Source organism: Methylosinus sp. Ce-a6, assembly GCF_009811655.1.
GTDB lineage: Bacteria > Pseudomonadota > Alphaproteobacteria > Rhizobiales > Beijerinckiaceae > Methylosinus.
Genome location: NZ_BGJX01000040.1, coordinates 1 through 25,587, shown reverse-complemented (window position 1 = coordinate 25,587; position 25,587 = coordinate 1). Strand labels below are relative to the sequence as shown.

The 25,587-nt window shown below is 66.0% G+C and carries 19 protein-coding genes; 10 read left to right on the top strand and 9 right to left on the bottom strand.

Annotated elements, in window-relative coordinates; genetic code table 11:
• The first annotated feature begins 542 nt into the window (after window positions 1-542).
• Window positions 543-1,946, top strand: coding sequence for a hypothetical protein (locus Mspo_RS17265; RefSeq protein ID WP_159731922.1), 1,404 nt, complete (start codon window positions 543-545; stop codon window positions 1,944-1,946).
• Window positions 1,947-2,185: 239 nt separating this feature from the next.
• Window positions 2,186-3,199: a nicotinate-nucleotide--dimethylbenzimidazole phosphoribosyltransferase gene (cobT, locus tag Mspo_RS17260; protein WP_159731920.1), complete on the top strand. Its 1,014-nt coding sequence runs from the start codon at window positions 2,186-2,188 to the stop codon at window positions 3,197-3,199.
• A 105-nt stretch (window positions 3,200-3,304) separates the two neighbouring features.
• Here the strand turns inward: cobT and glpE are convergent, their stop codons facing one another.
• On the bottom strand, window positions 3,305-4,102 hold the full coding sequence (glpE, locus tag Mspo_RS17255) for a thiosulfate sulfurtransferase GlpE (protein WP_159731918.1): 798 nt from the start codon (window positions 4,100-4,102) through the stop codon (window positions 3,305-3,307).
• Between the two features lie 154 nt (window positions 4,103-4,256).
• Between glpE and Mspo_RS17250 the strand changes: the two genes are divergently transcribed.
• The 4 genes from Mspo_RS17250 to pnp all read left to right on the top strand — a co-directional run bounded on the left by Mspo_RS17250 (window position 4,257) and on the right by pnp (window position 9,942).
• A complete protein-coding gene (locus Mspo_RS17250; protein ID WP_159731916.1) occupies window positions 4,257-6,032 on the top strand; it encodes a symporter-like protein in 1,776 nt (591 codons plus the stop codon).
• A 359-nt stretch (window positions 6,033-6,391) separates the two neighbouring features.
• Window positions 6,392-7,006, top strand: a complete 615-nt coding sequence (locus tag Mspo_RS17245) for a Fic family protein (protein ID WP_159731914.1) — start codon at window positions 6,392-6,394, stop codon at window positions 7,004-7,006.
• A gap of 167 nt (window positions 7,007-7,173) precedes the next feature.
• Window positions 7,174-7,443: a 30S ribosomal protein S15 gene (gene rpsO / locus Mspo_RS17240; RefSeq protein WP_159731912.1), complete on the top strand. Its 270-nt coding sequence runs from the start codon at window positions 7,174-7,176 to the stop codon at window positions 7,441-7,443.
• Between the two features lie 348 nt (window positions 7,444-7,791).
• On the top strand, window positions 7,792-9,942 hold the full coding sequence (pnp, locus tag Mspo_RS17235) for a polyribonucleotide nucleotidyltransferase (protein ID WP_159731910.1): 2,151 nt from the start codon (window positions 7,792-7,794) through the stop codon (window positions 9,940-9,942).
• Between the two features lie 91 nt (window positions 9,943-10,033).
• On the opposite strand, the gene glmU is transcribed toward pnp, so the two are convergent.
• Window positions 10,034-11,398: a bifunctional UDP-N-acetylglucosamine diphosphorylase/glucosamine-1-phosphate N-acetyltransferase GlmU gene (gene glmU, locus Mspo_RS17230; protein ID WP_244613521.1), complete on the bottom strand. Its 1,365-nt coding sequence runs from the start codon at window positions 11,396-11,398 to the stop codon at window positions 10,034-10,036.
• A gap of 252 nt (window positions 11,399-11,650) precedes the next feature.
• Here glmU and Mspo_RS17225 point away from each other — a divergent pair, with 252 nt between their 5' ends.
• Together Mspo_RS17225 and mdoH are read left to right on the top strand one after the other, a co-directional pair.
• Window positions 11,651-13,186: a glucan biosynthesis protein gene (locus Mspo_RS17225; RefSeq protein WP_159731907.1), complete on the top strand. Its 1,536-nt coding sequence runs from the start codon at window positions 11,651-11,653 to the stop codon at window positions 13,184-13,186.
• The gene (mdoH, locus tag Mspo_RS17220) at window positions 13,174-15,408 is read left to right on the top strand and encodes a glucans biosynthesis glucosyltransferase MdoH (RefSeq protein WP_159731905.1); all 2,235 of its coding nucleotides are present in this window, start codon (window positions 13,174-13,176) and stop codon (window positions 15,406-15,408) included. Before Mspo_RS17225 ends, mdoH begins: the two co-directional genes overlap by 13 nt.
• 37 nt (window positions 15,409-15,445) lie before the next feature.
• On the opposite strand, the gene Mspo_RS17215 is transcribed toward mdoH, so the two are convergent.
• Window positions 15,446-16,690: a glycosyltransferase family 4 protein gene (locus Mspo_RS17215; RefSeq protein WP_159731903.1), complete on the bottom strand. Its 1,245-nt coding sequence runs from the start codon at window positions 16,688-16,690 to the stop codon at window positions 15,446-15,448.
• A 265-nt stretch (window positions 16,691-16,955) separates the two neighbouring features.
• Between Mspo_RS17215 and Mspo_RS17210 the strand changes: the two genes are divergently transcribed.
• On the top strand, window positions 16,956-17,411 hold the full coding sequence (locus Mspo_RS17210; RefSeq protein WP_159731901.1) for an FKBP-type peptidyl-prolyl cis-trans isomerase: 456 nt from the start codon (window positions 16,956-16,958) through the stop codon (window positions 17,409-17,411).
• A 202-nt stretch (window positions 17,412-17,613) separates the two neighbouring features.
• Here the strand turns inward: Mspo_RS17210 and ahpF are convergent, their stop codons facing one another.
• A complete protein-coding gene (gene ahpF / locus Mspo_RS17205; RefSeq protein WP_159731899.1) occupies window positions 17,614-19,167 on the bottom strand; it encodes an alkyl hydroperoxide reductase subunit F in 1,554 nt (517 codons plus the stop codon).
• Between the two features lie 151 nt (window positions 19,168-19,318).
• Window positions 19,319-19,882, bottom strand: a complete 564-nt coding sequence (gene ahpC / locus Mspo_RS17200) for an alkyl hydroperoxide reductase subunit C (protein ID WP_159731897.1) — start codon at window positions 19,880-19,882, stop codon at window positions 19,319-19,321.
• 150 nt (window positions 19,883-20,032) lie between these two features.
• Here ahpC and Mspo_RS17195 point away from each other — a divergent pair, with 150 nt between their 5' ends.
• Window positions 20,033-21,085 carry a hydrogen peroxide-inducible genes activator gene (locus Mspo_RS17195; RefSeq protein WP_244613520.1) on the top strand — a complete coding sequence of 351 codons (1,053 nt, stop codon included), beginning with the start codon at window positions 20,033-20,035 and terminating at the stop codon, window positions 21,083-21,085.
• 119 nt (window positions 21,086-21,204) lie between these two features.
• Here the strand turns inward: Mspo_RS17195 and Mspo_RS17190 are convergent, their stop codons facing one another.
• From Mspo_RS17190 to Mspo_RS17175, 4 genes are all read right to left on the bottom strand, one after another.
• Entirely contained in the window at window positions 21,205-22,182 is a 978-nt protein-coding gene (locus Mspo_RS17190) for a threonine/serine dehydratase (protein ID WP_159731895.1), read from the bottom strand.
• Window positions 22,183-22,977 (bottom strand): enoyl-CoA hydratase, encoded by a 795-nt coding sequence (locus tag Mspo_RS17185; RefSeq protein ID WP_159731893.1) that lies wholly within the window; start codon window positions 22,975-22,977, stop codon window positions 22,183-22,185.
• Window positions 22,974-24,353, bottom strand: a complete 1,380-nt coding sequence (locus Mspo_RS17180) for a DUF2252 domain-containing protein (protein ID WP_159731891.1) — start codon at window positions 24,351-24,353, stop codon at window positions 22,974-22,976. The genes Mspo_RS17185 and Mspo_RS17180 overlap by 4 nt, the downstream gene beginning before the upstream one ends.
• Window positions 24,354-24,601: 248 nt before the next feature.
• Entirely contained in the window at window positions 24,602-25,213 is a 612-nt protein-coding gene (locus tag Mspo_RS17175; protein WP_159731889.1) for a hypothetical protein, read from the bottom strand.
• Window positions 25,214-25,587: the final 374 nt, after the last annotated feature.

Here is a 25,587-nt window from a genome sequence, read left to right as displayed (position 1 = left end):
CGGAGCGTCCCGAAACGCGGCTTCGCCTTCTCGTCGACGTCCCGAGGCGTATCCGGACCCGCGAATCCTGGGGTTTCTCGTTCAAGACCCGATCGCTTCCGAAGGCCTGGGATCACGGAACGGCTCTCGCCCTCCCTATGGACGGGAGAGAAACGCCGTCCCGGCGACGCGCCGCCTGTCCAGGGACGGGGGTCGCCGTCCCGGATGGAGCCGGCCCCCGCCCGCGTTCCCTGACCCGAGAAACGCGCCCTTGCGTCGGCGGGAGCGAGGGGGAAGATAGGAATATTTTCAGGAAATGTCAAGGTGGGACAGCGGTAGGATTCGGCTTCTGAACCCGAAGCGGGCATTCGGGGAACGGCACCGTTGGACCAAAATCGACGTGCGCACGGCTCCGCTATGGAAAGCGCGTTCCCGCGCCTTGGAGCGCAAAGATGTCCGGGATCATGGCACGTACCTTGAGCTGTCCCCTTGCAATGGGCCGGCGGGTTGGCTTTATCAAGACTCAACCGTTGCAAGATTCGTAGCGAGCTAAAGGGAACAAAATGCATAGCAAGTTCAGTCTATTTGCACGATTTGAAAATATGGACGGCGCTCCGTTTTCGACCAATTTCCGCGTGGCGCCAAGTTTAGAAGGCGTTCGCCATCCCCCCAAAAAAACCGAAGAACCGCCCCCGGAGAACGACGCGGTTCAGGAAGAAAAAAATGTATTTTCTGCTCTTACTAAGGAATTCACCGCTCTTATACAAAAATTCAACTCCACTATGCGTATTGCTATTCCTCTTTTAGGGGCATCAAAAGGCATGCACTTGGACCTAAAAATAAAGAAATTCTGTGAAAAGAACGGAGAAATTGTCGAGAAAGAAGATAATCACATAATTTTTGGCTTACACCAGACTAGCTATGGCGAGCTTTCAAGGCACATAGAGGAGCTAGAGTCGCTTTCTGCTGGAGTGGAGATTGTTCCTGAATTTATCATTCTTGGGCTCGTGAGTGCCTACGACGCATTTTTTGCAGAGCTTATAAGGGCTATATTTAATACTAGACCAGAAATGCTGTCTGCATCAGAAAGAACTTTAAGCTACGCAGAACTATCTTCGATGGGGTCTATACAGGCTGCTAAAGACTATATCATTGAAAAAGAGGTTGAAACCGTCATACGGCAAAGCCATGCGGACCACTTCGATTGGCTCGAAAAGAAGCTTAAAATTCCTCTCCGCAAGGATCTAAACGTTTGGTCTAGCTTCATTGAGTTATGCGAGCGGAGAAATCTACTCACGCACACGGGCGGATTGGTTAGCTCGCAATATCTGTCTGTATGTAAACAGCACGGCGTAGATACTGGTTCTATTTCAGTTGGAGATAAGCTTAAAGTTGATATGCGATACGCAAAAAAAGCATTGGGTATTATTGAAGAACTAGGAATAAAATTAATTCAAGTTTCATGGAGAAAACTATTACCTTCTGAAACAGAAGAGGCAAGCTATTCTCTAAATGACGTCGGGTATACATTAATTGTTAATCGCCGTTACAAAATGGCCAACACATTGCTTGAATTCGGACTCAGCCTCAATAACACGGGGCCGGACCGAGTTCGTCGCATGATGCTTATAAACAATGCTAATGCTCACAAGCTCGCTGGTCGGCCAGCCAAAGCACGAGAGATTCTAGATGGACAGGATTGGAGCGCCGCCGGCGATCAATTTCAAATCTGTATTGCTGCGATAAAAGACGATGTGGATGGGGTTTGCGATCTAATTGCATCGGTCGACGCGGCAGGAAAGGTAGGCAAAGGCCACCTGAGAGAATGGCCGGTGTTCGAGGGGGTGCGATCGAACGAGAAATTCTTGGCTAAGTTTGAAGCGCATTATGGAGAGCCGCTATTGGTCACTCAAACTTCTTCACAGGCTCCGGCAGCGCAGGAGGAAGCGGAAAGGATGACTGATTAGGAACTGGAGGCAACGCATATGATCAAACGCGCGGATGCGCCAGCTTACATGCCGTTCGCTCGGCAAGCAGATTCGCAAGCTGTTTAGCATTGCTCCCTTCAATTCCGGCAGAAGTAGACTTCGTTCCGCATAAGCGCGCTCTATCAACGACAACAGGAGAACGTCCGCTCCTGGCCCTCCGCGCCAATCCGCCCCCTCCCCGCTTGACTCTCGCCCCCGCCATGCGCCACCCACGCCGCATGAGCGCCCCTTTCGACGATATCCGCCTTCTCCTCGCCGATCTCCCCGCCCCCTGCCGCGACAGCGTCGACGCCGTGCGGCGGCGCGACGCCGAGCTCACCAAGCCGCCGGGCGCGCTCGGACGGCTGGAGGAGATCGTCGAATGGCTCGCCGCCTGGCAGGGCCGCGCCACGCCTGCGATCGAGCGTCCGCTCGTCGCCGTCTTCGCGGGAAATCACGGCGTCACGGAGAGGGGCGTCTCCGCCTTTCCCGCTTCCGTCACGCGGCAGATGCTCGACAATTTCACCGCCGGCGGCGCGGCGATCAATCAGATCTGCAAGGCCCATGGAATCGGCCTCAAAGTCTTCGAGCTGGCGCTCGACCATCCGACCCGCGACTTCACCGAGGCGCCCGCCATGGAGGAGCGCGAGGCGGCCGGCACGCTGGTCTATGGCATGGAGGCGGTGGACGGCGGGATCGATCTCATCGCCCCGGGCGAGATGGGCATAGGCAACACCAGCTCTGCGGCGGCGATCTACGCCGCGCTCTATGGCGGCCCGGCCGCGCGCTGGACCGGGCGCGGAACCGGCCTCGACGATGAAGGGCTCGCCCGCAAGAACGCCGTCATCGACGCGGCGCTGGCCTTCCACGCCGGACATTTGTCCGATCCGCTGGAAATTCTGCGCCGGCTCGGCGGGCGGGAGATCGCCGGCATGATGGGCGCGATTCTCGCCGCGCGGCGCAACCGCGTTCCCGTGCTGCTCGATGGCTATGTCGCCTGCGCGGCGGCGGCGCTGCTGCACGCCATGGACGCGGACGCCATCGCCCATTGCATCGCCGGCCATGTCTCGGCGGAGGGCGCGCATAGAGAGGCGCTGGAGCGGCTCGGCAAGAAGCCGCTGCTGGACCTCGACATGCGGCTCGGCGAAGGCTCCGGCGCGGCGCTGGCGATCGGCCTCGTCAAGGCGGCGCTCGCCTGCCACAGCGGCATGGCGACATTCGCCAGCGCCGGCGTCAGCGGCAAGAGCGCGTAATATAATTTCCGGTTCGCCGTCATCGCGAGGAGCGCAGCGACGAAGCGATCCAGGAGCCGCTCCGCGATGCTGGATTGCTTCGCTCCGCTCGCAATGACGGTCGGGTTACGAAGCGGCGGCCGCGGCCTTGCGGCGCTTCGCCTCGGCGCGCATCAGATCGAGGCACTCCTTCGTCGCGGCCATGTCGAGCGCGGTGAGGCCGAGGTCCGTCTCGAAAGACGGATCGGCCCCCGCCGAGAGCAATCGCGCGACGGCGCGGGCCCGGCCGGAGGAGGCGGCGAACATCAGCGGCGTCGCGCCATTCACATTGACGTGCTGAATGTCGATCCCGGCGCGGATCAGCAGCGCGATATTCTCCTCTCTCTCGCCGACGCAGGCGAGCCACAGCGCCTGATTGCCGTCCACATTGGTCGCGTGAAGATCGGCCCCCGCCTGCAGCAGCTCGGCGACGAGCGCCGGCGGGGCGAGGCGCGCGGCGACCATCAACGGCGTCACATTGTCCTTGTTGCGCCCATTCGCCTCGCCGGGAGCGAAGCCGTGCTCCGCCAGAAACGCTTCGAGCGCGGGACTGAGCGCGGCGGGCGCCGGCGCGGCGCGCTCCGCGAGCGCCCAGGCCTCAAAGCCGCCGTCGAGGCTGTAGACCTCGGCAAAGCCCTGCTCCGCGAAATATTTCGCGTAGGCCTGGCTGGAATTGCCGTGATAGCAGCAAAAGACGACCGGCCTGTCCTTCGGCGTCAGAGTGACGAAAGAGGAGATATTCTCCCGGCTCGCGAGCTCGGCCCCGTCGATGTGGCCGCGCGCGAACGACTCGGGGTCGCGAACGTCTATGACCAGAGCGCGGCCGCGGCCGATGATGTCTCGCGCCGCGGCGACGTCGATCCTGCGGAAACTCGCCAGCTGCATGCCCATCTCACTTTCTTTCGATCGCCGCGGACAGGCAAAGTCGGGGCCAACAGCCCCGCGCCGCCGCCGCCGGATGCCCCCGGACTTAAGAAAGCGCGCGCGCTGGTTTTCGGCCCCTCGCTCGGCTAGGCTCGCGAGAGGAGGCGAGCGAGCCATGCGGAATTCGGCGGCGGAGGAGAATTTCGGGGACAGGGCGAGGCTCGACGGCCACATTGCGCTGGCCATCGTGACTTTCGCCACGGCTTTCGGCCTCGTCGCTCTGCTCGATCGCGTCGGCGCGCCGGAGCGCCTGGTGGCGTTGGTCTCTCCTTATTTCACCGTCGTCGCTCTGGCCGCGCTCGGCTTTCTGCTGCATTCGATGCGCGTGTCCTTCTATTATGCGGCCGGACGGGCGGCGCCGGCCGCCTATGCCGGCTTCGCCGAGGCGGCGCTCGTCACCGGCCTCGCCGCGCCTTTCGCGGCGCGGCTCACCGGCGCCGCCTCGCCGCTCGGCGTGACGCTCGGCCTTCTGCTCGGCGTCGCGCTCATCGGCGCGGCGACGGGCCCGCTGCTGAGGAAGACCGGGGCCTTTTCCCTCTCCGATCTGCTGGCGACGCGCTTTCCCCGCCTGGAGCCGCGGCTCGGCATGATCGGCATGGCCGCGATCGCCTCGGCGATCGTCGCGCTCGCCGGCTATCAGACGGCGGTGGACGCGCTGGTCGGCTTCACCGGCGCTGGACGGCCTTTCGCGGCCTTTTTCATCGGCGCGGCGATATTGCTCATCGCCGGGCCCGGCGGCGTCGGCGGCGTGCTGTGGAGCGCCTGCGCCGCGGCCGGCGTGCTGGTCGCCGGATTCGCTCTGCCGCAGCTCGCCCTCATGCTCGAAGGATTTCCGACGCCGCTGCCGCTGATCGGCGATCAGGCCGCCTGGAGCGAGGCCGCCCGCGTCATCGAGAATTGGCGGCTCGCCCGACCGGCCCCCATCGCTCTCGAGATCACGACGGCGCTCGGCCTGGCGCTCGGCTTGGCGACGCTCGCGCCGGCGCTGATCCCGGCCGTGGCGACGCGAAACGAGGCGGCGGCGCGGCGCGCCGGCGTCGCCGCTCTGTTCTGGACGCTGACGGCGGCGGCTCTGGTCGCGGCGACGGTGGCCTCCTCCGCGCTGATCGTCTCCAATCTCGCCGTCGGCCAGACGCCGGAGCGCCTTCCGGACTCGATCTACGCCGCGAGCTCCCACGATCTCGTGCAGATCTGCGGCGCGAAGGTCGATGGGCCGGCGCAGGCGCGCGCGGCCTGCCTCGCCCGCAAGCTGGCGCCGGGCGCGCCGCTGCGCCCCGAGGACATTTCCGTGCGCGCGGAGTTTCTCATCGGCGGACTGCCGCAATTGGCCAAGCTCGGGGCGGCTCTCACCGGCCTGCTCGCCTCCGGCGTCATCGCCGCGGGCCTCGCTCTGGCGAGCGCGAGCCTGCACGCCTGCGCCGCCGCCCTGGGCCATGACGCGCTCTATCGGCTGCGCGCGGAATCCGCCTTGACGAGCCGACGCCTCGCCATCACGCGGCTCGTTCTGGTCGGCGTCACGGCGCTGGGCTCCGCGACGAGCGCCGCCAACGCCATCGACGCCCGCACGCTGGTCGCCGTCGCCTTGGCGCTGTCGGCGGCGACTTTCGTTCCGCTCGTCGGCCTCGCGCTGTTTGCGCGCGCGCAGAGCCGGGACGCGATGATCGGCCAATTGGCCGGCCTCGCGACATTGGCGGCGACGCTCGTCGTCGACTCCTCCCCGCCCGATGCGGAGCAGCTCGCCTGGGCGGGCCTCTGCGGCGCGCTCGCCGGACTGCTCGCCGGCGGCTTCTCGGCGCAGGCCTTCTCGCAGGAGACGCCGGAGTCGCGCAATTTCGTCGAGGAAATAGTGGGCGGGCAGGGGAATGTGCTGCGCGAGGACAAGGGGGTGTGAGGCGGAACAAACAAGGGGAGCGAAAATTAGTGAAATCTGCGGAAAAGGATTGGCGGATGCGTTAACCCACGTTACGTATAAAACGGAGACGAATCGGAGGATCGAGATGGAGCGCTTTGAGCAGAAGAAACAAGAACAAAGCCTCTCTCGTTTGATCGAGATCGCTAAAGGCGTGCATATGAATGCGCAGCAGCGAGACGAGCAGAGGAACAGCTTCGTATACGGGAATACCCGTATCGAGAATGAGTCTGTAACACGTGAGATGGTCGAGCGCATTTCCCGACGATTTTCCTGTCATGAAAACTAAAGAGGCGCGAAAGCGCCTCTTTAGTTTTACCTGAACCAGAATTTCAACAACCATGAGTAGAAAAAACAAAGCAGACCATACGCCAGTCGAGGTCGAAAACGGTTTTCGCCAATTCGATTTATGTCTATCGATCGTCGAATACTATTTGCATCCGGATCGGCCGTTTGCGCTCAGACAAGGCCATATTCTCGACCTGCAAAAAGAAGCGGTGCAGGGAATCGAGGAAGATGCAGGCCGACTCCGAACTCTCCCCGTCGCGATCACGGCGAGCAAGCATGCGCCGCCAGAAGCGCATCTGATCCAGAACCAACTAACAGAGTTTTGTGATTACATAAACGACAATTGGCATGAAAAGACAGCGTTCTATTTATCCGCATATGCTATGTGGAAACTGAATTGGATTCATCCTTTTTCGGATGGCAACGGCAGAACCGCCAGGGCCCTCTCCTACTTGATACTATGCTTGAAGCTCGGTTACTTACTCCCTGGGTCACCTACGATTCCTGCTCAGATAGAGGAAGACAAATCTCATTATATCGAAGCGCTCGAAAAAGCTGACGCCGCCTTCACTGCCGGTGTCATCGATATAGCCGAGATGGAGACGATGATAAAAGCAATGCTGGCTCGCCAGCTCTTGGGAATCATCGAAGCGGCCGACGGGCGTTGACTTTTGAACCGTCAAGAAACCGCCCTCTACCCTTCCCGCCCATTTCTGCTATAAGCCCCTCGCGCGCCCGGTTTCCGGGCGGCTCCGCTCGCGGCGACCCTCGCTGGACGACATCCCGGCCCCGGCCGCCGCCCGCGGACAACTCGAAAAAAGAAAAGGACCGACCGATGTCGATCACGGCGGAGCGCAAGCAGGCGCTCATCAAGGAATATGCGACCAAGACGGACGACACCGGCTCGCCCGAGGTCCAGGTGGCGATCCTCACCGAGCGCATCACCAATTTGACCGAGCATTTCAAGACCCATGTGAAGGACAATCACTCGCGTCGCGGTCTCTTGAAGCTCGTGTCGCAGCGTCGTCAGCTGCTCGATTATGTGAAGTCGAGGGACGAACCCCGCTATAGATCTCTCATCGAGCGTCTCGGCATCCGCCGCTGAGCTTTCGCCCGCCTTCGGGCGAGCCTCGATCGGAGAATGCGAGATCGCGGTCCGCCGCGATTTCGCGTAGACAAACAGAGCTCGGCCGAACGATTCGGCCGCATTATGCCGGAAGGAGGCGCGAGAAAGCGGCCCTTCCCATCGTTCGGCGGACGGCATGGGGCCGCCGCCGGCCTCGGCAGATCGTCATGGCAGGATCGCCGGACGCTGCGGCGAGGATATTTCGAAGCGTTCGCGGCTTCGCGTCTTTGAAAATCCCCGCCCCGCAGCCTCTCGCCGTCTTGCTCATGACGCCTCGCCCGCAGCCGACGCGCGACAAGGGCGCGTCATGAGAGAAAGACGAGAGACATGTTCCAGATCCATCGCGAAGAACTCGACTGGGCGGGCCGCAAGCTGGTGCTCGAGACCGGCAAGATCGCCCGCCAGGCCGACGGCGCCGTGTTCGCCAGCTGGGGCGAGACCACCGTGCTCGCGACCGTCGTCTCGGCCAAGGCGCCCAAGCCCGGCCAGGACTTCTTCCCGCTGACCGTCAATTATCAGGAGAAGGCCTTCGCCGCCGGCCGCATTCCGGGCGGCTATTTCAAGCGCGAAGGCCGCCCGAGCGAGCGCGAGACGCTCGTCTCCCGCTTGATCGACCGCCCGATCCGCCCGCTGTTCCCCGACGGCTATCGCAACGACACGCAGGTCATCGTGACGGTGCTCAGCCATGATCTCGAGAATGATCCGGACATTCTCGCTCTCGTCGCCGCCTCGGCGGCGCTGACGCTCTCGGGCATTCCCTTCATGGGCCCGGTCGGCGCGGCGCGCGTCGGCTATATCAATGGCCAGCTCAAGCTCAATCCGACGATCGAGGAGGCGAAGCTCTCGGCGCTCGATCTCGTCGTCGCCGGCACGTCGGACGCGGTGCTGATGGTCGAATCGGAGGCGCAGGAGCTCTCCGAGGACGTCATGCTCGAGGCGGTGATGACCGGCCATCGCGGCTTCCAGCCGGTGATCGACGCGATCATTCGCCTCGCCGAGCGCGCCGCCAAGGACCCGCGCGATCTCGAGCTGGTCGACAAATCCGAGGTCGCGGCGGCCGTCGCGGCGATCGCCGAGGCCGAGCTGCGTCATGCCTATAAGATCACCGTCAAGCAGGATCGCTATGCGGCGGTCGACGCCGTCAAGGCGAAGGTGCTGGCCGCTCTGCTGCCCGAGGCCGGAGAGGCCAAATTCTCGAAAGAGCATGTCGCCGAGGCCTTCCACGATCTGCAGGCCAAGGTCGTGCGTTGGAACATTCTCGACGACGGCATTCGCATCGACGGCCGCGACGTGAAGACGGTGCGCCCGATCATCGCCGAGGTCGGCGTGCTGCCGCGCGCGCACGGCTCCGCGCTCTTCACCCGCGGCGAGACGCAGGCGCTGGTCGTGGCGACGCTGGGCACGGGCGAGGACGAGCAATTCGTCGACTCGCTCGAGGGAACCTATAAGGAGCGCTTCCTGCTCCATTACAATTTCCCGCCCTATTCGGTCGGCGAGACCGGCCGCATGGGCTCGCCCGGCCGCCGCGAGATCGGCCATGGCAAGCTCGCCTGGCGCGCGATCCGTCCGATGCTGCCGCCGGCGGCGGAATTCCCCTATACGCTGCGCGTCGTCTCGGAAATCACCGAATCCAACGGCTCCTCGTCGATGGCGACGGTCTGCGGCTCCTCGCTGGCGCTGATGGACGCCGGCGTGCCGCTCAAGAAGCCGACGGCCGGCATCGCCATGGGCCTCATCCTCGAGGGCGAGCGCTTCGCCGTGCTGTCCGACATTCTCGGCGACGAGGATCATCTCGGCGACATGGACTTCAAGGTGGCGGGCACATCCGAGGGCGTCACCTCGCTGCAGATGGACATAAAGATCGCCGGCATCACCGAGGAGATCATGCGCGTCGCGCTCGCCCAGGCGCGCGACGGCCGCCTGCATATTCTCGGCGAGATGGCCAAGGCGCTCACCACCTCGCGCGCCGAGCTCGGCGAGTTCGCGCCCCGCATCGAGACGATGAAGATCGCCACCGACAAGATCCGCGAAGTGATCGGCACCGGCGGCAAGGTCATTCGCGAGATCGTCGAGAAGACCGGCGCCAAGATCAATATCGAGGACGACGGCACGGTGAAGGTCGCCTCCTCCGACGCCAACTCCATCAAGGCGGCGATCAATTGGATCAAGTCGATCGCCTCCGATCCGGAAGTCGGCCAGATCTATGAGGGAACCGTGGTGAAGACCGCCGACTTCGGCGCCTTCGTCAATTTCTTCGGCGCCAAGGACGGCCTCGTCCACATCTCGCAGCTCTCCAAGCAGCGCGTGAACAAGACCACCGACGTCGTGAAGGAAGGCGACAAGGTGAAGGTGAAGCTGCTCGGCTTCGACGATCGCGGCAAGGTGCGCCTCTCCATGCGCGTCGTCGACCAGCAGACGGGCGAAGACCTCGAGGCCAAGGAAAAGGCCGAGCGCGAGACGGCCAACGCCGGCGAGTGAGCGAAGGCGATCGGGGGGGCTCGTGTTCGACGGGCCCTCATCCGACCCTCGCTGACGCGAAGGCTACCTTCTCCCACGCGTGGGAGAAGGCTCACGCGCCCGACTTCTTCGCCTTCTGGATGCGGCGGAAGGACGCCGCCCAGCCCTCTTTCTCGACCTGGCGGCCGCGCGCCACGGCGAGAGCGTCGGCGGCGACGTCCTTGGTGACGACGGAGCCGGAGCCGATATAAGCGCCGTCGCCGATCGCGACAGGGGCGACCAGCGCCGAATTGGAGCCGACGAAGGCGTTCTCGCCGATGATCGTGCGATATTTGAAGAAGCCGTCGTAATTGCAGGTGATGACGCCGGCGCCGATGTTGGAATGCGCGCCGATCGAAGCGTCGCCGATATAGGTCAGATGGTTGACCTTGGCGCCTTCGCCAATGTCGGCGCCCTTGATCTCGACGAAATTGCCGACCTTGGCCTCGGCGCCGAGCCTCGCGCCCGGCCGCAATCTTCCATAGGGGCCGACCGAGGCGCGCTCGCCCACGCTCGCGCCCTCGAGATGCGAATAGGCGTGGATCGTCGCGCCGTCGGCGATCTCGACGCCGCGGCCGATGACGACGCCGGGCTCGATCGTCACGTCGCGGCCGATCCTCGAGTCATAGGAGAGGAACACCGTCTGCGGCGCGATCAGCGTCGCCCCGCCGAGCATGGCCGCGCGGCGCAGGCGCTCCTGGGCGACGCTCTCGGCGCGGGCGAGCTGCGTGCGGTCGTTGACGCCGAGAACCTCTTCCTCTGCGGCGAGCACGAGCCGCGTCCCGAGTCCGGCTCTCGCCGCGCGCGCCACGACGTCGGTGAGATAATATTCCTTCTGCGCGTTTTCGGCGTCGATCCCGTCGAGGAGCTCCGCCGCCCGCGCCCCGGCGATCGCCATCAGCCCGGCGTTGCAGAGGCGGCCGGCGCGCTCGGCCTCGCTCGCATCCTTCTCCTCGCGGATGGCGACGGGGTGGCCGTCCGCGTCGCAGAGGATGCGGCCATAGCCATGAGGGTCGGCCGCCTCGAAGGCGAGGACGGCGACGGCGGCGCCCTCGGCGAGCCCCCCGCGCAGCGCCGCGATCGTTTCGGCGCGCACCAGCGGGGTGTCGGCGAAGAGCACGACGATGTCGCCTATTCCGGTCGCGAAGGATTCGCGCGCGGCCAGAACGGCGTGGGCGGTGCCGAGCTGCTTCTCCTGAACGAAGATCTCGGCGTCCGGCCGCTGGCGGCGCGCCTCGGCGGCGACATCGTCCTTTCCGGCGCCGATGACGACGGCGATCTCGTCCAGCGCGGCGGCCGCGGCCAGCACATGGCCGAGCATGGACCGTCCCGCGACCTCATGGAGGACCTTGGGGCGGCGCGATTTCATGCGCGTGCCTTCGCCGGCGGCCAGCACAATGGCGAGAGAGCGGCGGTCGCTCGGTCGAACTTGCTCCATGGCGCTACGTGGCCTCATGCTCGGGCGGAAAAACCGGAGGTCGGGGCGGCCGTCGCCCCGCCGTTTTCCCCTCGTTCATATTCGTCTTGGCAGATTCGCCCGCGCAGGGGCAAGCGCAGCCGCTGCGCGAGGTTTCCGCCGCGCGACCAAAATCGAAAGATTCGCGTTCCGAACACCGTTCTTTCAGGTATATCCGATAAGAAGTCCGGCGCTTCTCCCGCTCCTCCACGTCAGTCACGGCTCCCGCCCCGCATGTTCGTACGCAGAGACCTGCTGAAAGCCTCTTTGACCGCGCTCGCCGCGGGCGTTTCCGGCCGCACGCTCGCCCAGTCGGCTCCGCCCGCCCCGCCGCCGGGACCGGGGCGCTTCGGCCGCGAGGTGGTCGTCGAGCTCGCCCGGGCGCTCGCCAAGCGTCCTTTCGCCGCGCCCGCCGCCGAGCTGCGCGAGCCATTCGCCAATCTGACCTATGAGCAATATGTCGGCATCAGGACGCGGCCCGGCGCGGCCATATGGAGCGGGGAGAGCCGCGGCTTCGCGATCGAGCCGCTGCATCGGGGCTTCATCTTCGGCGCGCCGGTCGAGCTCTTCGTCGTCGAGGACAGGATCGCCAGGCGCCTCGCCTATGACCCGGCCAAATTCGACTATGGCGGTCTGAAAGTCGGCGACAAATTGCCGGATATCGGCTTCTCGGGCTTCCGCATTCTCGCCCCGCAGAGCGGCGGCGCGCCGGACATGGAGCTCGCTCTGTTCCAGGGCGCGAGCTTCTATCGCGCTCAGGCGCGCGGCCAGACGCTCGGCGTCGCCGCCCGCGGCCTCTCCATTCGCACCGCCGATCCGCGCGGCGAGGAGTTTCCGGTCTTCCGCAGCTTCTGGATCGAGAAGCCGACGCTCGCCGACAACGCGCTCGTCATTCACGCCCTGCTCGATTCGCCGAGCGTGACGGGGGCCTATCTGTTCACGCTGCGGCCCGGCGAGGCGACGATCATCGATGTGGAATTCACTTTGTTCCCGCGCGTCGCGATCGATCATCTGGGACTCGGCGGCGCGGCGGCGGCCTCGCTGTTCACCCCGCTCGATCATCGCCGCTCAGACGATCCGCGGCCGATGGTCGCGGAAACCAACGGCCTGCAGATGCTCACCGGCAAGGACGAATGGCTGTGGCGCCCGGTCTCCAACCGCGACACGCTGCAGATTTCGGCCTTTGTCGACGCCAATCCGAAAGGCTTTGGATTTTTGACGCGCGAGCGTGACATCGCGACCTATCAGGACGACATACAGCATTGGGAGCTGCGCCCGTCGCTTTGGGTGGAGCCGATCGGCGACTGGGGCGAGGGCTCGGTGCAGCTCGTCGAAATTCCCTCCGAATCGGAGGTGAACGCCAATATCGTCGCCTATTGGCGGCCCAAGCAGGCGCTCGCCGCCGGCAAGGAGGCGACCTTCGCCTATCGGCAGTTCTGGTGCTGGAGCCCGCCCGCGCGTCCGCCGCTCGCCGTCGCCGTCTCGGCTTTCGGCGGCCGCGCCCCGACGCCGAAATTGCGCCGTTTTATCGTCCAGTTCGCGGGCGACAATCTGGCGGATTCGCAGCGGGTCGCCAATCTGCGGCCCGCCTTGACGACATCGCCGGGATCGGCGACGAACATTCGCGTCTATTCCAATCCGAAGGCGAAGACATGCCGGGTCGTCTTCGACGTCGATCCCGCCGGCGAGACCTTCTGCGAGCTGCGCCTCGTCCTCCAGTCGGGCGACGAGCCGATCAGCGAAACCTGGCTCTATAGATGGACGGTGTAGCCCTCTCTCTCGTCGAACCCGTTCTGATGGACGTCGCCTCGCCGCCGCCCGTCGATCCCGCCGCCGCGCCGCCCATGCCGCCGGAGCGCCGGCTCGACATGCCGACTCAGCCGCTCTGGCGCAGCGAGGCGCGCAAGCGTCGCCGCCTCGCGGCGCCGCAGCTCTGGCGCACGCCCTTTATCTCGCGCTTCGTCACCTTCGGCGGGGGGCTCGCGCTCACCGCCTATGGCGGGCACGAGATGTATCGCGTCATCGACGTCGGCGGCGTCACCACGCTGAAATGGGCGCTGCTGGCGCTTTTCGTGCTGAACTTCTCCTGGATCGCGCTGTCCTTCGCGAGCGCCGTCGTCGGCTTTTTCGTGCTGCTCTTCTCGCGTCGGCCGCCGGCTCCGCCGCAGACGCTCGAAGCGCGCACCGCCGTGGTGATGCCGATCTACAATGAAGCGCCGAGCCGCGTGTTCGGCGCGCTGCAGGCCATATTGCAGGATGTCGAGGCGACGGGCCTCGGCGCGCATTTCGACTGGTTCCTCCTCTCCGACACGACCAATCCGGACATATGGGTCGCCGAGGAGCGCGCCTTCGCCGCCATGCGCCGCCGGCTCGGGCCGGGGGCGCGCGTCTATTATCGCCGCCGCGAGAAGAACGTCAGCCGCAAGGCCGGCAATATCGCCGATTTCGTCACGCGCTGGGGCGCCGCCTATGAGCATATGGTGGTGCTCGACGCCGACAGCCTGATGGCCGGCGAGACGATCCTGCGCCTCGCCGCGGCGATGGAGGCCGACCCCGACGCCGGCATCATCCAGACGCTGCCGCTCATCATCAATCGCAACACTTTGTTCGCGCGCGTGCAGCAATTCGCCGCGCGCATCTATGGCCCCGTCATCGCCGCCGGGCTCTCGCAATGGATGGGGCGCGACGGAAATTATTGGGGCCATAACGCGATCATCCGCACGCAGGCATTCGCGCATCATTGCGGTTTGCCGAATCTGAAGGGCCGTCCGCCCTTCGGCGGGCATATTCTCAGCCATGATTTCGTCGAGGCGGCGCTCATCCGCCGCGCCGGCTACGCCGTCTATATGATGCCGACGCTGGGCGGCTCCTTCGAGGAGAGCCCGCCCTCGCTGATCGATCTGTCGATCCGCGACCGCCGCTGGTGCCAGGGCAATCTGCAGCATTCGCGCATATTGTGGGCGCGCGGCTTCCATTGGGCGTCGCGTCAGCATTTCCTCACCGGCATCTTCGGCTATCTCACCTCGCCGCTGTGGCTCTGCCAGCTGCTCGTCGGCATCGCGCTCGTCTTTCAGGCGAGCTATTTCCGGCCGGAATATTTCACCGCCAAATTCACGCTCTTTCCCGTCTGGCCGCGCTTCGACGCGGAGCGCTCGCTGGCGCTCTTCGCGCTCACCATGGCGATCCTGCTCGCGCCGAAGCTGCTCGGCCTGATCCTTGCGATGATCGACCGCGAGACGCGGCGCGGCTCGGGCGGCGTCTTGATGCTGCTCGTCTCGACGCTGTTCGAGGTGCTGATGTCGGCGCTGCTCGCGCCGATCATGATGCTGATCCAGACGGGCCATGTGTTCCACATATTGTTCGGCTTCGACACCGGCTGGGACCCGCAGCGGCGCGACGACGGCTCGGTTCCCTTCAAGGCCATCGTGCGGCGGCATCAGTGGCATGTGGCGCTCGGCGCGCTGACGCTGATCGCGGGCTTGATGATCTCGCCGTCGCTCGTCGCCTGGATGTCGCCGACGATCGCCGGCCTCATCCTCGCGATCGGCATTTCCTTTATCACCGGCCAGCGATGGCTCGGCCTCGCCTTCCGCCGCGCCGGCGTGCTGGTGACGCCCGAGGAGACGACGACGCCGAAGATCGCGCGCAAGGGCCGCGCGCTGCATCGGCTGCTGGCGCGCGCCGGGCAGGACGAGGAGAATTGCCTCGTCGCGATCCATGGCGATCCCGAGCTGCGCGCGCTGCACGAGGCCTGGCTGCCGGCGCGCCCGCCCCGCAAGCGCGGCGTCGTTTCCGCCGATCGGGCGATGGCGGAGGCGAAGCTCGCCGACGCCGAATCGCTCGAGGATGCGGTGGAATGGCTCGATCGCGGCGAGCGCCTCGTCGTGCTCGGCGACCGCGCGCTGCTCGGCATGGTCGCGCGCCTGCCGCGCCGCGCCGAAAAGGACGTTCCGGCGGCGGAAGAGGTCGACGCGACGCGGCTGGCGAGCTGAGGTCATGCGAGCCTTCAGGCTCGCATCGCAACCGAAATCAGGCGGCGAGCCGCCGTCGCCCGATGATCTCCTTATAGACGCCGAGGATGCGCGCGACATGGGCGTCGAGCGTCGGCGGATCGCGCCAATAGGCGTCATGGGCGCCGGCGGACAGGCGCGCGACGAGCGCATCGTCCTTCAGTCGCGTCAGCGCGGCGGCGAGCGATTCGACATTCGCGCTCTCGAACCACAATCCCGTCTCGCCGTCGGCGACCTCCTCGCGTCCCGCGCAGACGTCGGAGACGACGACGGGCGTGCCCATCGCCTTGGCCTCCATCACCGTGAGCGGCTGGCCTTCGTACCAGAGCGAGGGGAAGACGAGCGCCCGCGCCGCGCGCATTTGCGCGCGCACCTGCGGCGGCGGCAGCCAGCCGAGGAAGCGCGCCTGCGGAAAGCGCGCGCGCAACTCCTCGGCGATCGGCCCGTCGCCGATGAAGACGGGCGTGACGCCGGCCCGCGCCGCCGCTTCCGCGAAGAGAAAGGCGCCCTTCTCTGGCGAGAGCCGCCCGACGAAGATGAAATCGCCGGAGGCGGGCGCGGCTTTTGGGCCGAGGTCTTCCGCGTCGATCGGATTGGAGACGCGATGCAGCCGCGCGCCCTCGGGCAGATAGCGGGAGACGATCTCTTGCTGATAATTCGAGATGCAGACGAAATCCGAGAAGAGATCGGCGAAGCGCGCGTAGCGCTGCGCCAAGGCGAGGCGCGCATTGCGCCACAGCTTGCGCGGATAGTTGCGCGAATCGCAATGCGTCGCCCAGCAGGCCGCAGAGAGCGGCTCGATGCGGCAGAGCGCGTGGCGCTGATAATTGTAGAAGCCGCCATTGGGGCAGAACAGGAAATATTCGTGCAGCGTGTAGAGGCGCGGCAGGCCGCAGGCGCGGATCGGCGCGGCGATGGACGGCGAGAGCGCCTTGGCCCAGCCATGCACATGCACGATGGTGTTCTCGCGCGGCAGTTGCTTCAACAGCGCGTCCAGCGCCCGCGCGGCCTGCAGATTCCAAGCGCCCTGAAATGCGGCGGCGACGCGCGAGGGATTGCCGAGGAGATCGTGCTGGCCGAGGCAGACGACCTCGACGCCGGCGGCGGCGAGCCGCTCGTCGACGGGCGCCGCGGCGGCGAAGAGAATGGGCCGCGCGCCATGGGCGGCGAGGCCCAGCGCGCTCTCTATCGCGACCTTGGCCTGGCCGCCGGTGACGGAGGCGTGATCGACGCAGATGACGACATTGGGCGCGAAGGCGGCCATGGGGACTCCGGCGGAGCGTTGGTCAGGCGCGACCTTAAGAGCCGAGCCTTAAACGCTCGTAAGCATTCCCGCGCGGCTCTACCACGAAAGGGCCCACAATGGCGGCCGTGTTGACAGCCGCCTGCGGCGCTGGCAGACAAGGCTCCGGCGAGATCGTAAAAATATGAAGTAATATCAATGTGTTGATAGAGCTTGATCCGCCGCGCCCTTTTCATCGCCGAGCGCGCGGGCTGTTCGCCGCGCCGGCTCTTCTCGGAGGACACCCATGCGCGCTTTCCGTCTCCACGCTCTGCCTGCTCTCGCCGTGCTGGCGCTCGCCGCCGCGCCGCTCCTCGGACCCGCGCGCGCGCAAAGCCCCGCAACGACGACGACCGCCTCCGGGATAAAAATCACCGACACGAAAGTCGGGACCGGCGCCGGCGCGGAGCCGGGGCAGATGCTGAAGATGCATTACACCGGCTGGCTCTTTCAGAACGGCGCCAAGGGCAAGAAGTTCGACAGCTCGCGCGACCATGGCCAGCCCTTCGAGTTTCGCCTCTCCGCCGGCCAGGTGATCCCCGGCTGGGATCAGGGCATTCTCGGCATGAAGGTCGGCGGCGTGCGCACGCTCGTCATTCCGCCGGAGCTGGGCTATGGCGCGCGCGGCGCCGGCGGCGTCATTCCGCCCAACGCCACGCTCATTTTCGACGTGGAGCTCCTCGAGATCAAAGGCCAGATCTGACCCGCGCGCGTCATTGCGAGACGCGAAGCGACGAAGCGATCCAGGAGCCGCTCCACGGCCTTGGATCGCTTCGCTCGCGATGACGCGGCGTTCGGTATGATCGTTTTCCTTGCGAGCGAAGCGAAGCAATCCAGAGACGAGGGGCCGCCCTGGATTGCTTCGTCGCTCACGCTCCTCGCAGTGACGCGAGGAGCGCGCATTCTCACATCCTCACCAGATGGTCGAAGGCCGACAGCGCCGCCGTCGCGCCTTCGCCCATGGCGATGACGATCTGCTTGTAGGGAACCGTCGTCGCGTCGCCGGCCGCGAATATCCCCGGCGCGGAGGTATGGCAGCGGCGGTCGACCTCGATCTCCTTGTAGCGCGTGAGCGTCACCGCGCCCTCGAGCCATTCGGTGTTCGGCAGAAGCCCGATCTGCACGAACACGCCTTCGAGCACGATATTCCGCATCTCGCCGCTTTCGCGCTCGCGATAAGTGAGGCCGGTCACTCTGGCGCCGTCGCCGAGAATCTCCATCGTCTGCGCAAAGACGAGGATCGTCACATTGGGAAGCGAGCGCAGCTTGTCCTGCAAGATTCCGTCGGCGCGCAGCTTGTTGTCGAATTCGATCAACGTCACATGCGAGGCGAGGCCGGCGAGATCGATCGCCGCCTCGACGCCGGAATTGCCGCCGCCGATCACCGCGACGCGCTTGCCCTTGAACAAGGGCCCGTCGCAATGCGGGCAATAGGCGACGCCCTTCGTCATATATTCGGTCTCGCCCGGCACGTTTATGCGCCGCCACCGCGCGCCGGGCGCGAGGATCACCGTCTTCGACTTCAGCGATGCGCCATTGGCGAGCCTCAGCTCCGCCAGTCCTCCAGCCTCGGCCGCCGGCGCGAGCGCGGCGGCCGTCTGGCCGTTCATCACATCGACGGAATATTCCGCGACATGGCGCTCCAGCGCCGCCGCCATATGCGGGCCTTCCGTGTGCGGGACGGAGATGAAATTCTCGATTCCCGCCGTATCCTGCACCTGGCCGCCGAAACGCTCGGCGACGAGGCCGGTGCGCACGCCCTTGCGCGCGGCATAGACCGCCGCCGCGGCGCCCGCCGGGCCGCCGCCGACGACGAGCACGTCGAAAGGCGCTTTGGCGGAGATGGCGGCGGCCTTCTTCTCGCCGGCGCCGGCGTCGAGCTTGTCGAGAATCTGCTCCAGCGTCGCGCGCCCGTGCTGGAAGGGCTCGCCGTTGAGGAACACGGCCGGCACGGCCATGATTCCGCGCTCCTCCACCTCGCGCGGGAACAGGCCGCCGTCGATCGCCACATGGCGCACGCGCGGATTGAGCGCCGCCATCGTGTCGAGCGCTTGCACCACTTCCGGGCAGTTCTGGCAGGTGAGCGAGAAATAGGTCTCGAAACGATAATCGCCGTCGAGCGCCTTTATGCGCGCGAGCGTCTCCTCGTCCTCCTTCGGCGGATGGCCGCCGACATGCAGCAGCGCCAGCACGAAGGAGTTGAATTCGTGGCCGCCGGGAATGGCGGCGAAGCGCAGGCCGATATCGGCGCCCTCGCGCGCGATCGCGAAGGAGGGACGGCGCGAATCATCGTCGCTGCGGATATAGGAAATCTTGTCGGAGAGGCTCGCCACTTCCTGAAGCAGCTCCGCGAGCTCGGCCGATTTCTCGCCGTCGTCGAGCGAGGCTCGCAGCGTGATCGGCGTGACGATGCGCGCGAAATAGGCCTGCAGCTGCGGTTTCAGAGCGGCGTCCAGCATCTTCGACGACTCCCGATGCGAGCCTGAAGGCTCGCGGTCCAGGGGGCGCGCTTTGGACCGCGAGCCTTCAGGCTCGCGTCGAGACGCGCCGGGAAGAGCCTCCGGCCGGGGAGCCGGCCGAAGGCGTTGTGCGAAATCAGATCTTGCCGACTCAGATCTTGCCGACGAGGTCGAGCGAGGGGGCGAGGGTCTTCTGGCCCTCTTCCCATTTGGCCGGGCAGACCTCGCCCGGATGCGCCGCCACATATTGCGCCGCCTTGATCTTGCGCAGCAGCTCGAGGGCGTTGCGGCCGACGCCGCCGGCGTTGATCTCGACGATCTGGATCTTGCCGTCCGGATCGATGACGAAAGTGCCGCGGTCGGCGAGGCCGGCCTCTTCGATCAGCACGTCGAAATTGCGGCTCAGCGTCAGCGTCGGATCGCCGACCAGCGGATATTCGATCTTGCCGATCGCCGGCGAGGTGTCGTGCCAGGCCTTATGGGCGAAATGCGTGTCGGTGGAGACGCCATAGATCTCGACGCCGATCGCCTTGAAGGCCGCGTAATTGGTCGCGAGGTCCTCGAGCTCGGTCGGGCAGACGAAGGTGAAGTCGGCCGGATAGAAGAAGAACACCGACCACTTGCCCTTGAGCGTCGCTTCGGTGACGTCGACGAATTTGCCGGCGTGGAAGGCCGTCGCCTTGAACGGCTTGATCTCGGAGCCGATGAGAGACATTCGATTTCTCCTCTTCATGGTGAAGGCGCGCCGGAGGAGGATCGTCCGCGGGCCCTCTGGGAAGACGCGCGGAAACTAAAGGGGTTTCGTCATCGGTAAAAGCGAAAAAATCAGGCTTCATTAATCGATTTTTGCGATTATATTGACGCCATGGCGATCTTGCCCACGCTCCGCCAGCTCCGTTTCCTGGTCGCCGTCGTCGACGAGCGGCATTTCGGCCGCGCGGCCGAGGCCTGCCTCGTCGGCCAATCGACGCTGAGCGCGGGAATATTGGAGCTCGAGCAATTGCTGGGCGTGCGCCTCTTCGAGCGCACCAAGCGCAAGGTCGCGCCGACTCCGGTCGGGCGCGAATTGGCCGAGCGCGCGCGGGCGCTGCTGCGCGGCGCCCAGGACATCGTCGATGTCGCGCTCGCGTCGCAGGCGCCCATGTCCGGGCCGCTGCGGCTCGGCGTCATTCCGACGATCGGGCCGTTTTTGTTTCCGCGCGTGCTGCCGCGCCTGCGCGCGGCCTTTCCGGAGCTGAAGCTCTATCTGCGCGAGGAGCAGACCGAGCCTCTGCTCGCGCGTCTCGACGCCGGCGAATTGGACGCCGCCGTGCTGGCGCTGCCCTATCCCTCGCGCGGGATGGAGACGATCGACATAGGCGTGGACCCTTTCGTCGTCGTCTGCCCGCCAGGGCATAGGCTGAGCGGCATGGAGATCGTCGCCCATGAGGATATGGCGCGCGAGGATCTGCTGCTGCTCGAGGAAGGCCATTGCCTGCGCGATCATGCGCTCGCGGCTTGCGCGCTCGAGGGCGCGCGCCGCAATGTCGCCTATCAGGGCACGAGCCTGCACACGCTCGCGCAAATGGTGGCCAACGGGCTCGGCGTGACGCTGCTGCCGCAAATGGCGCTCGACGCCGGAATATTGCGCGGCCTCGATCTTACCGTGCGGCCGCTTTCGGGCGAGACGCCTTTTCGCCGCATCGGCCTCGTCTTTCGCGCTTCTTCCGCGCGCAAGGAGACGTTCCGCCGCCTCGCGCGCGCGCTCGAGAGTTTTTTGGCGGCGGCCTCCGAGGATGCGGCGGCGAGAGAGCTCGGCGACGCGCGCCCCCTCCCCAGCCCTCCCCCGCCGCGCGAGAGAGGGGGCAGGTCGCGCGCTTCATCGGAGGCTCGCGCCGCGCCGCCGCGTCCCTCTCTCGCCAATGGCGGGGGAGGGTGAGGGAGGGGGCCTTCAGCTCTAGAGCATGTTCCCGAAAAGTGCGAAGCGGTTTTCGGAAAAGAACATGCGAATCCAAATAACTTTAGAGCGCATTCGGACATGATTTGTCCGAATGCGCTCTAACGATCGAGGATCGCCGCGAAATCCTTCCGATCGACATTGCCGCCCGAAGCGATGACGACGACGGTCATTCCCGCAAATCGCTCGCGCTCGATAAGCGCGCAGGCGAGCGCCGCCGCGCCGCCGGGCTCCAGAACGAGGCGGAAATGTTCGGCGGCGACGCGCATCGCCGCTTCGACTTGCGCATCCGTCGCCGCCAGCCCGCGAGCGCCGCAGGCGAGGAGAATGGGCAGCGTGTGACGGCCGGGCGTCGGCGCGAGCAACGCGTCGCAGATCGAGCCCGCGAGCGCGGCGTTGACCTGCGCGGCCCCGCTCTCCAGCGAGCGGCGCATATCGTCGAAGCCCGCCGGCTCCGCCGTGAACATGCGCGGCGCGCGCGCATAGAGGCCGAGCGTCAGCGCGATTCCGGAAGCGAGGCCGCCGCCGCTGCAGGAGGCGATGATCGCCTCCGGCGCGACGCCCTTCGCGCGGGTCTGCGCGAAAATCTCGAGGCCGATGGTTCCCTGTCCGGCGATGGTGCGGGGATCGTCGTAAGGGTGGATGAAGCGCAAGCCCTCCCGCTCGGCGAGGCGGCGGGTCAGCGCGTCGCGATCATTGCTCAGCCGATCGTAGAATTCGACGCGCGCGCCGAGCGCCTTGGTTCGCTCGAGCTTCACCCGCGGCGCGTCCTGCGGCATGACGATCGTCGCGGCGACGCCCATCGCCCGCGCGGCGTAGGCGACGGCCTGCGCGTGATTGCCGGAGGAGACGGCGATGACGCCCCGGCGCCGCTCTTCGTCGGTCAATTGCAGAATTTGGTTGAAGGCGCCGCGCAGCTTGAAGGCGCCGACCGGCTGGAGGCTCTCCGCCTTCACCAGCAGACGAAAGCCGAGCTCCGCGTCGAGCAGCGGCGCCTCGAGCAGCGGCGTCGTCTCGACATGCGGAGCGATGCGCGCCGCTGCGGCTTCGACATCGGCGAGGGCGAGAGGCTCCGTCATTCAAGCTCCGGTGAATTTCGGCTCGCGCTTCTCGAGGAAGGCGGCGCGGCCTTCCGCGTAATCGGCGCTGTCGAAGCAGGCGGCGGCGAGCGTTTCGCATTCTTGCGCCGAGAGCGCATGGGGCAGGCCGGCGGCGCGGCGGATCGCCGCTTTCGCCGCGCGCAGAGTGAGCGGCGCATTGGCGGCGACGCCTTTCGCGATTCTTCCGATCGCCGAATCGAACTCCTCCTTCGGCAGCACGCGCGAGACGAAGCCCGCCGCGCGCGCCTCCTCGGCGTCGATGCGCCGCGCGGTGAAGAAAAGATCCATCGCCGTCTGCGCGCCGACGGCGGCGACGACATAGCTCATGGCTACGGGCGGATAGCCGACGCCGAGCCGTCCCGCCGGAATGCCGAACACGGCGCCTTGCGCCGCGATGCGCAGATCGCAGGCGGCGGCGAGGCCCATGCCGCCGCCCATGCAAAAGCCAGAGATCGCCGCGATCACCGGCTTGCCGAGCCGCGACAGCGCGTCGAAAGCTTCCACATTGGCCTCTTCATAGGCGCGTCCGCCCTCGGCCGTCGCGCGCACGGTGGAGAATTCCGAAATATCGGCGCCGGAACAAAAAGGCAGGCCGGGCGCGCCCGTCAGCACGACGACGCGCGCCGACGAGTCGGCGTCGAGCGCCGCGAGCAGCGAGGGCAGCGCCCGCCACATGGAGAAATCGAAGGCGTTGCGCCGCTCGGCGTTGTCGATGAGGACGCGCGCGACGCCTTCGGCGATCACAGTGTGCAGCTTCGATGTCGATTCGTTCATCGCGTCTCTGCGCTCCTTCGGGATTGGTTGCTCGCCTCGGCGCGCCAGGCGAGGAATTCGGCATGATCGCAGGTGTTGCGCGCGGCGTAGAGCATGGCGAAAGAGGCCATTGCGTCGTCGAAGACGTCGCTCTTGCCCATATAGCCGCAGATGACGGCGGGATCGGCGGAGCGCGCATGGGCGCGCGCCAGCACGCGGCCGCAGAGCGAGGCGTAATCGTCGAGCGCATGTTCCTCGAAGAGCTCGGCGACCGAGTCGAGACGCCGGTTCTTCAAATGGCGCACATAGAAATGGCGCCCCGTGGCCTCGTCCTTCGTCCAGCCGAGGAAGAGATCGGTCGAGGCCTGCATCACGCGCTGGCCATGAACGACGCGCTTGCCCTGCGCCTCTCGCCATTGCGTCGCCGCTTCGGGCGAGAGCGCCGCCAGCACGGAGGGGCGCGCCTCCTTGATCTGCAGGAACAAGGGCTCGTCGTCCGCCGTGGCGAAGAGGCCGATCGCGCAGTAAGTGCCGACGCTGCCGACTCCGACCACTTTGAACGCCGTGTCTTCGAGCTCATAGCGGCGCAGAAGCGCGACGACTTCCGGATTGAGCGTCGCGCCGCAGCTCGCGAACAGCCCCGCTATGTCGAAGCGAATGCCGTCGCCGTCGGCGAGATGATAGATGAGCGGCGGCCGCTCTTCTATGTGAAGCCCCAAAGGCGTCGATTCGAGATGCGGGAAATTGTCGTCCTCGCGATCGGGCCGCGTCGCCGCGACCAGCGTGCGCAATTTGCGCGCGAGGCGCTCGTGCAATCCATCCGCGACATGGGCGAGATCGATGCGGTCGCGCCACGCCTGCAGCGGCGAGAGGCGCGAGAGGCTCAGCATATGCCGGCGATAGGCGCGCGCGGCGAGCTCGGCGGCATGGCGCGCGCGCTTGTCGGAGCGGCCCGCGTCGAGCGCCGCGACCGCGAAGCTCGCGCAGAGGCGCCGCAGATCGACGGTGAAGTCGATATTGGGCAAGGTCTCGTCGAAATCATTGATGTCGAAGAGCACATTGCCTTCCGACGAGAGAAGCGCGCCGAAATTCATCAAATGACAGTCGCCGCAAGATTGCGCGGCGAGGCCCGGCGCCGGCAGAGCGGCGAGGTCCTCCGCCATGATCGCCGCCGCGCCGCGCAGAAAAGCGAAGGACGAATGCGCCATGCGCTCATAGCGAATGGGCAGCAGCGAAGCGACGCGTCCTTCGTCCGTGGCGGCGAGAATGGCGGTCGGGTCGCGCTCTGTCGGAGAGAAATCCGCGAGACTCTCGCGCGGGACGAAGCGCCGCCGCTCCTTGCCGGCCGCGTAGCGCTCGGCGAAAACGAGATGATGCGACGGTCTATGATCCTGCATCGCAATTCTCCCTGGCGCCGCCGGGCGGCGCGAAATCTCATCCGAAAGCGCGAGGCGGCGAGTGGTCTGCGTCGTTCGACCTGAAGACCCGGAGGCCCCCTCCCTCACCCTCCCCCGCTTTCGCGGGAGAGGGGGCGGCAAGCGCTACGCGAAACCTCGATGAAGCGCCGAATCTTCTTTCTCTCCCGCGAAGCGGGGGAGGGTTGGGGAGGGGGCGCGAACAGCTTCAATTTCATTGACGCAGGCCGCTAATCGATCGCCGCCCCGATCATGCGAGCCAGAGCGCCGAGCCTCTGCTCGATGAGCGCCGGGGTCTCACAGACATAGGAGAGCGCATGGCGCCTTTCGTCGAAGACGCGCAGGTCCCATTGCAGCGCCTCGCTGGCGTCCTTGATCTTTTGCGCGTCTTGCGGGTTCTTGTCCTGCTCGGCGCGCATCGCCTGCGTCTCCTCGCGCAGCCTTTCGGCGAGCAGCTTCTGCTTCGCGCCATAGCGATCGAGCCCGGAGAGCACCTCGCGGCGCTCGGCTTCGAGCGTGACATAGACGCCGGAAAAAAGCGCCGTCAGCCGTTCCTTGCGCTCGGCGCCGGCGGCGGATGCGAAGTCGGACACGAGCTTTTGCGCCGTTTCCAGCGGCGTGCGCCGCGCGCTGATGCGGACGACGAGATCCCCGAGGGCGCCGTCGTCGCGCCAGCTCCGCGAGGCGGCGTCGATCGAAGGGCCGGTCCACACGCCTGCTACGGCGACGCTCTGCACCTTCACCTGGCGGCAAGGCCAATCGCCCTGCGCCTGCGGCTGGGCGCGCGCCGCGCCGGCGCAGCAAAGAGCGAGAGCCAGAGCGGCGGTGGCGTAACTCTTCATGGGAGGCGATCTGCGGCTGTGGGCGACGGGCCCCGTTTACGCCTTTTTGCCGCGCGCCGCAAAGGCGCGCCGAGGCGCCCGGCGCCTCGCGGCGGCGGGGGAGGAGGGGCGGTTCGGGACGCTCCGGCCCCTTTCGGCCGCAGCGCGAAGAGATATGTGTCGGTTCCGGAGCGTCCCGAAACGCGGCTTCGCCTTCTCGTCGACGTCCCGAGACGGCTTCGGACCCGCGAATCCTGGGTTTTCACATTCAAGACCCGATCGCTTCCGAAGGCCTGGGATCACGGAACGGCTCTCGCCCTCCCTATGGACGGGAGAGAAACGCCGGTCCGGCGACGCGCCGCCTGTCCAGGGACGGGGGTCGCCGTCCCGGATGG

What these genes read in the sequence shown, in the direction of transcription:
- ahpF (WP_159731899.1), bottom strand. Translation starts at nt 19,167, where the DNA reads ATGCTGGACGCCGCTCTGAAACCGCAGCTGCAGGCCTATTTCGCGCGC.
- Mspo_RS17265 (WP_159731922.1), top strand. Translation starts at nt 543, where the DNA reads ATGCATAGCAAGTTCAGTCTATTTGCACGATTTGAAAATATGGACGGC.
- rpsO (WP_159731912.1), top strand. Translation starts at nt 7,174, where the DNA reads ATGTCGATCACGGCGGAGCGCAAGCAGGCGCTCATCAAGGAATATGCG.
- Mspo_RS17195 (WP_244613520.1), top strand. Translation starts at nt 20,033, where the DNA reads ATGGCGATCTTGCCCACGCTCCGCCAGCTCCGTTTCCTGGTCGCCGTC.
- Mspo_RS17210 (WP_159731901.1), top strand. Translation starts at nt 16,956, where the DNA reads ATGCGCGCTTTCCGTCTCCACGCTCTGCCTGCTCTCGCCGTGCTGGCG.
- Mspo_RS17250 (WP_159731916.1), top strand. Translation starts at nt 4,257, where the DNA reads ATGCGGAATTCGGCGGCGGAGGAGAATTTCGGGGACAGGGCGAGGCTC.
- Mspo_RS17225 (WP_159731907.1), top strand. Translation starts at nt 11,651, where the DNA reads ATGTTCGTACGCAGAGACCTGCTGAAAGCCTCTTTGACCGCGCTCGCC.
- Mspo_RS17175 (WP_159731889.1), bottom strand. Translation starts at nt 25,213, where the DNA reads ATGAAGAGTTACGCCACCGCCGCTCTGGCTCTCGCTCTTTGCTGCGCC.
- cobT (WP_159731920.1), top strand. Translation starts at nt 2,186, where the DNA reads ATGAGCGCCCCTTTCGACGATATCCGCCTTCTCCTCGCCGATCTCCCC.
- ahpC (WP_159731897.1), bottom strand. Translation starts at nt 19,882, where the DNA reads ATGTCTCTCATCGGCTCCGAGATCAAGCCGTTCAAGGCGACGGCCTTC.
- Mspo_RS17190 (WP_159731895.1), bottom strand. Translation starts at nt 22,182, where the DNA reads ATGACGGAGCCTCTCGCCCTCGCCGATGTCGAAGCCGCAGCGGCGCGC.
- Mspo_RS17245 (WP_159731914.1), top strand. Translation starts at nt 6,392, where the DNA reads ATGAGTAGAAAAAACAAAGCAGACCATACGCCAGTCGAGGTCGAAAAC.
- Mspo_RS17185 (WP_159731893.1), bottom strand. Translation starts at nt 22,977, where the DNA reads ATGAACGAATCGACATCGAAGCTGCACACTGTGATCGCCGAAGGCGTC.
- mdoH (WP_159731905.1), top strand. Translation starts at nt 13,174, where the DNA reads ATGGACGGTGTAGCCCTCTCTCTCGTCGAACCCGTTCTGATGGACGTC.
- Mspo_RS17215 (WP_159731903.1), bottom strand. Translation starts at nt 16,690, where the DNA reads ATGGCCGCCTTCGCGCCCAATGTCGTCATCTGCGTCGATCACGCCTCC.
- pnp (WP_159731910.1), top strand. Translation starts at nt 7,792, where the DNA reads ATGTTCCAGATCCATCGCGAAGAACTCGACTGGGCGGGCCGCAAGCTG.
- glpE (WP_159731918.1), bottom strand. Translation starts at nt 4,102, where the DNA reads ATGCAGCTGGCGAGTTTCCGCAGGATCGACGTCGCCGCGGCGCGAGAC.
- glmU (WP_244613521.1), bottom strand. Translation starts at nt 11,398, where the DNA reads ATGGAGCAAGTTCGACCGAGCGACCGCCGCTCTCTCGCCATTGTGCTG.
- Mspo_RS17180 (WP_159731891.1), bottom strand. Translation starts at nt 24,353, where the DNA reads ATGCAGGATCATAGACCGTCGCATCATCTCGTTTTCGCCGAGCGCTAC.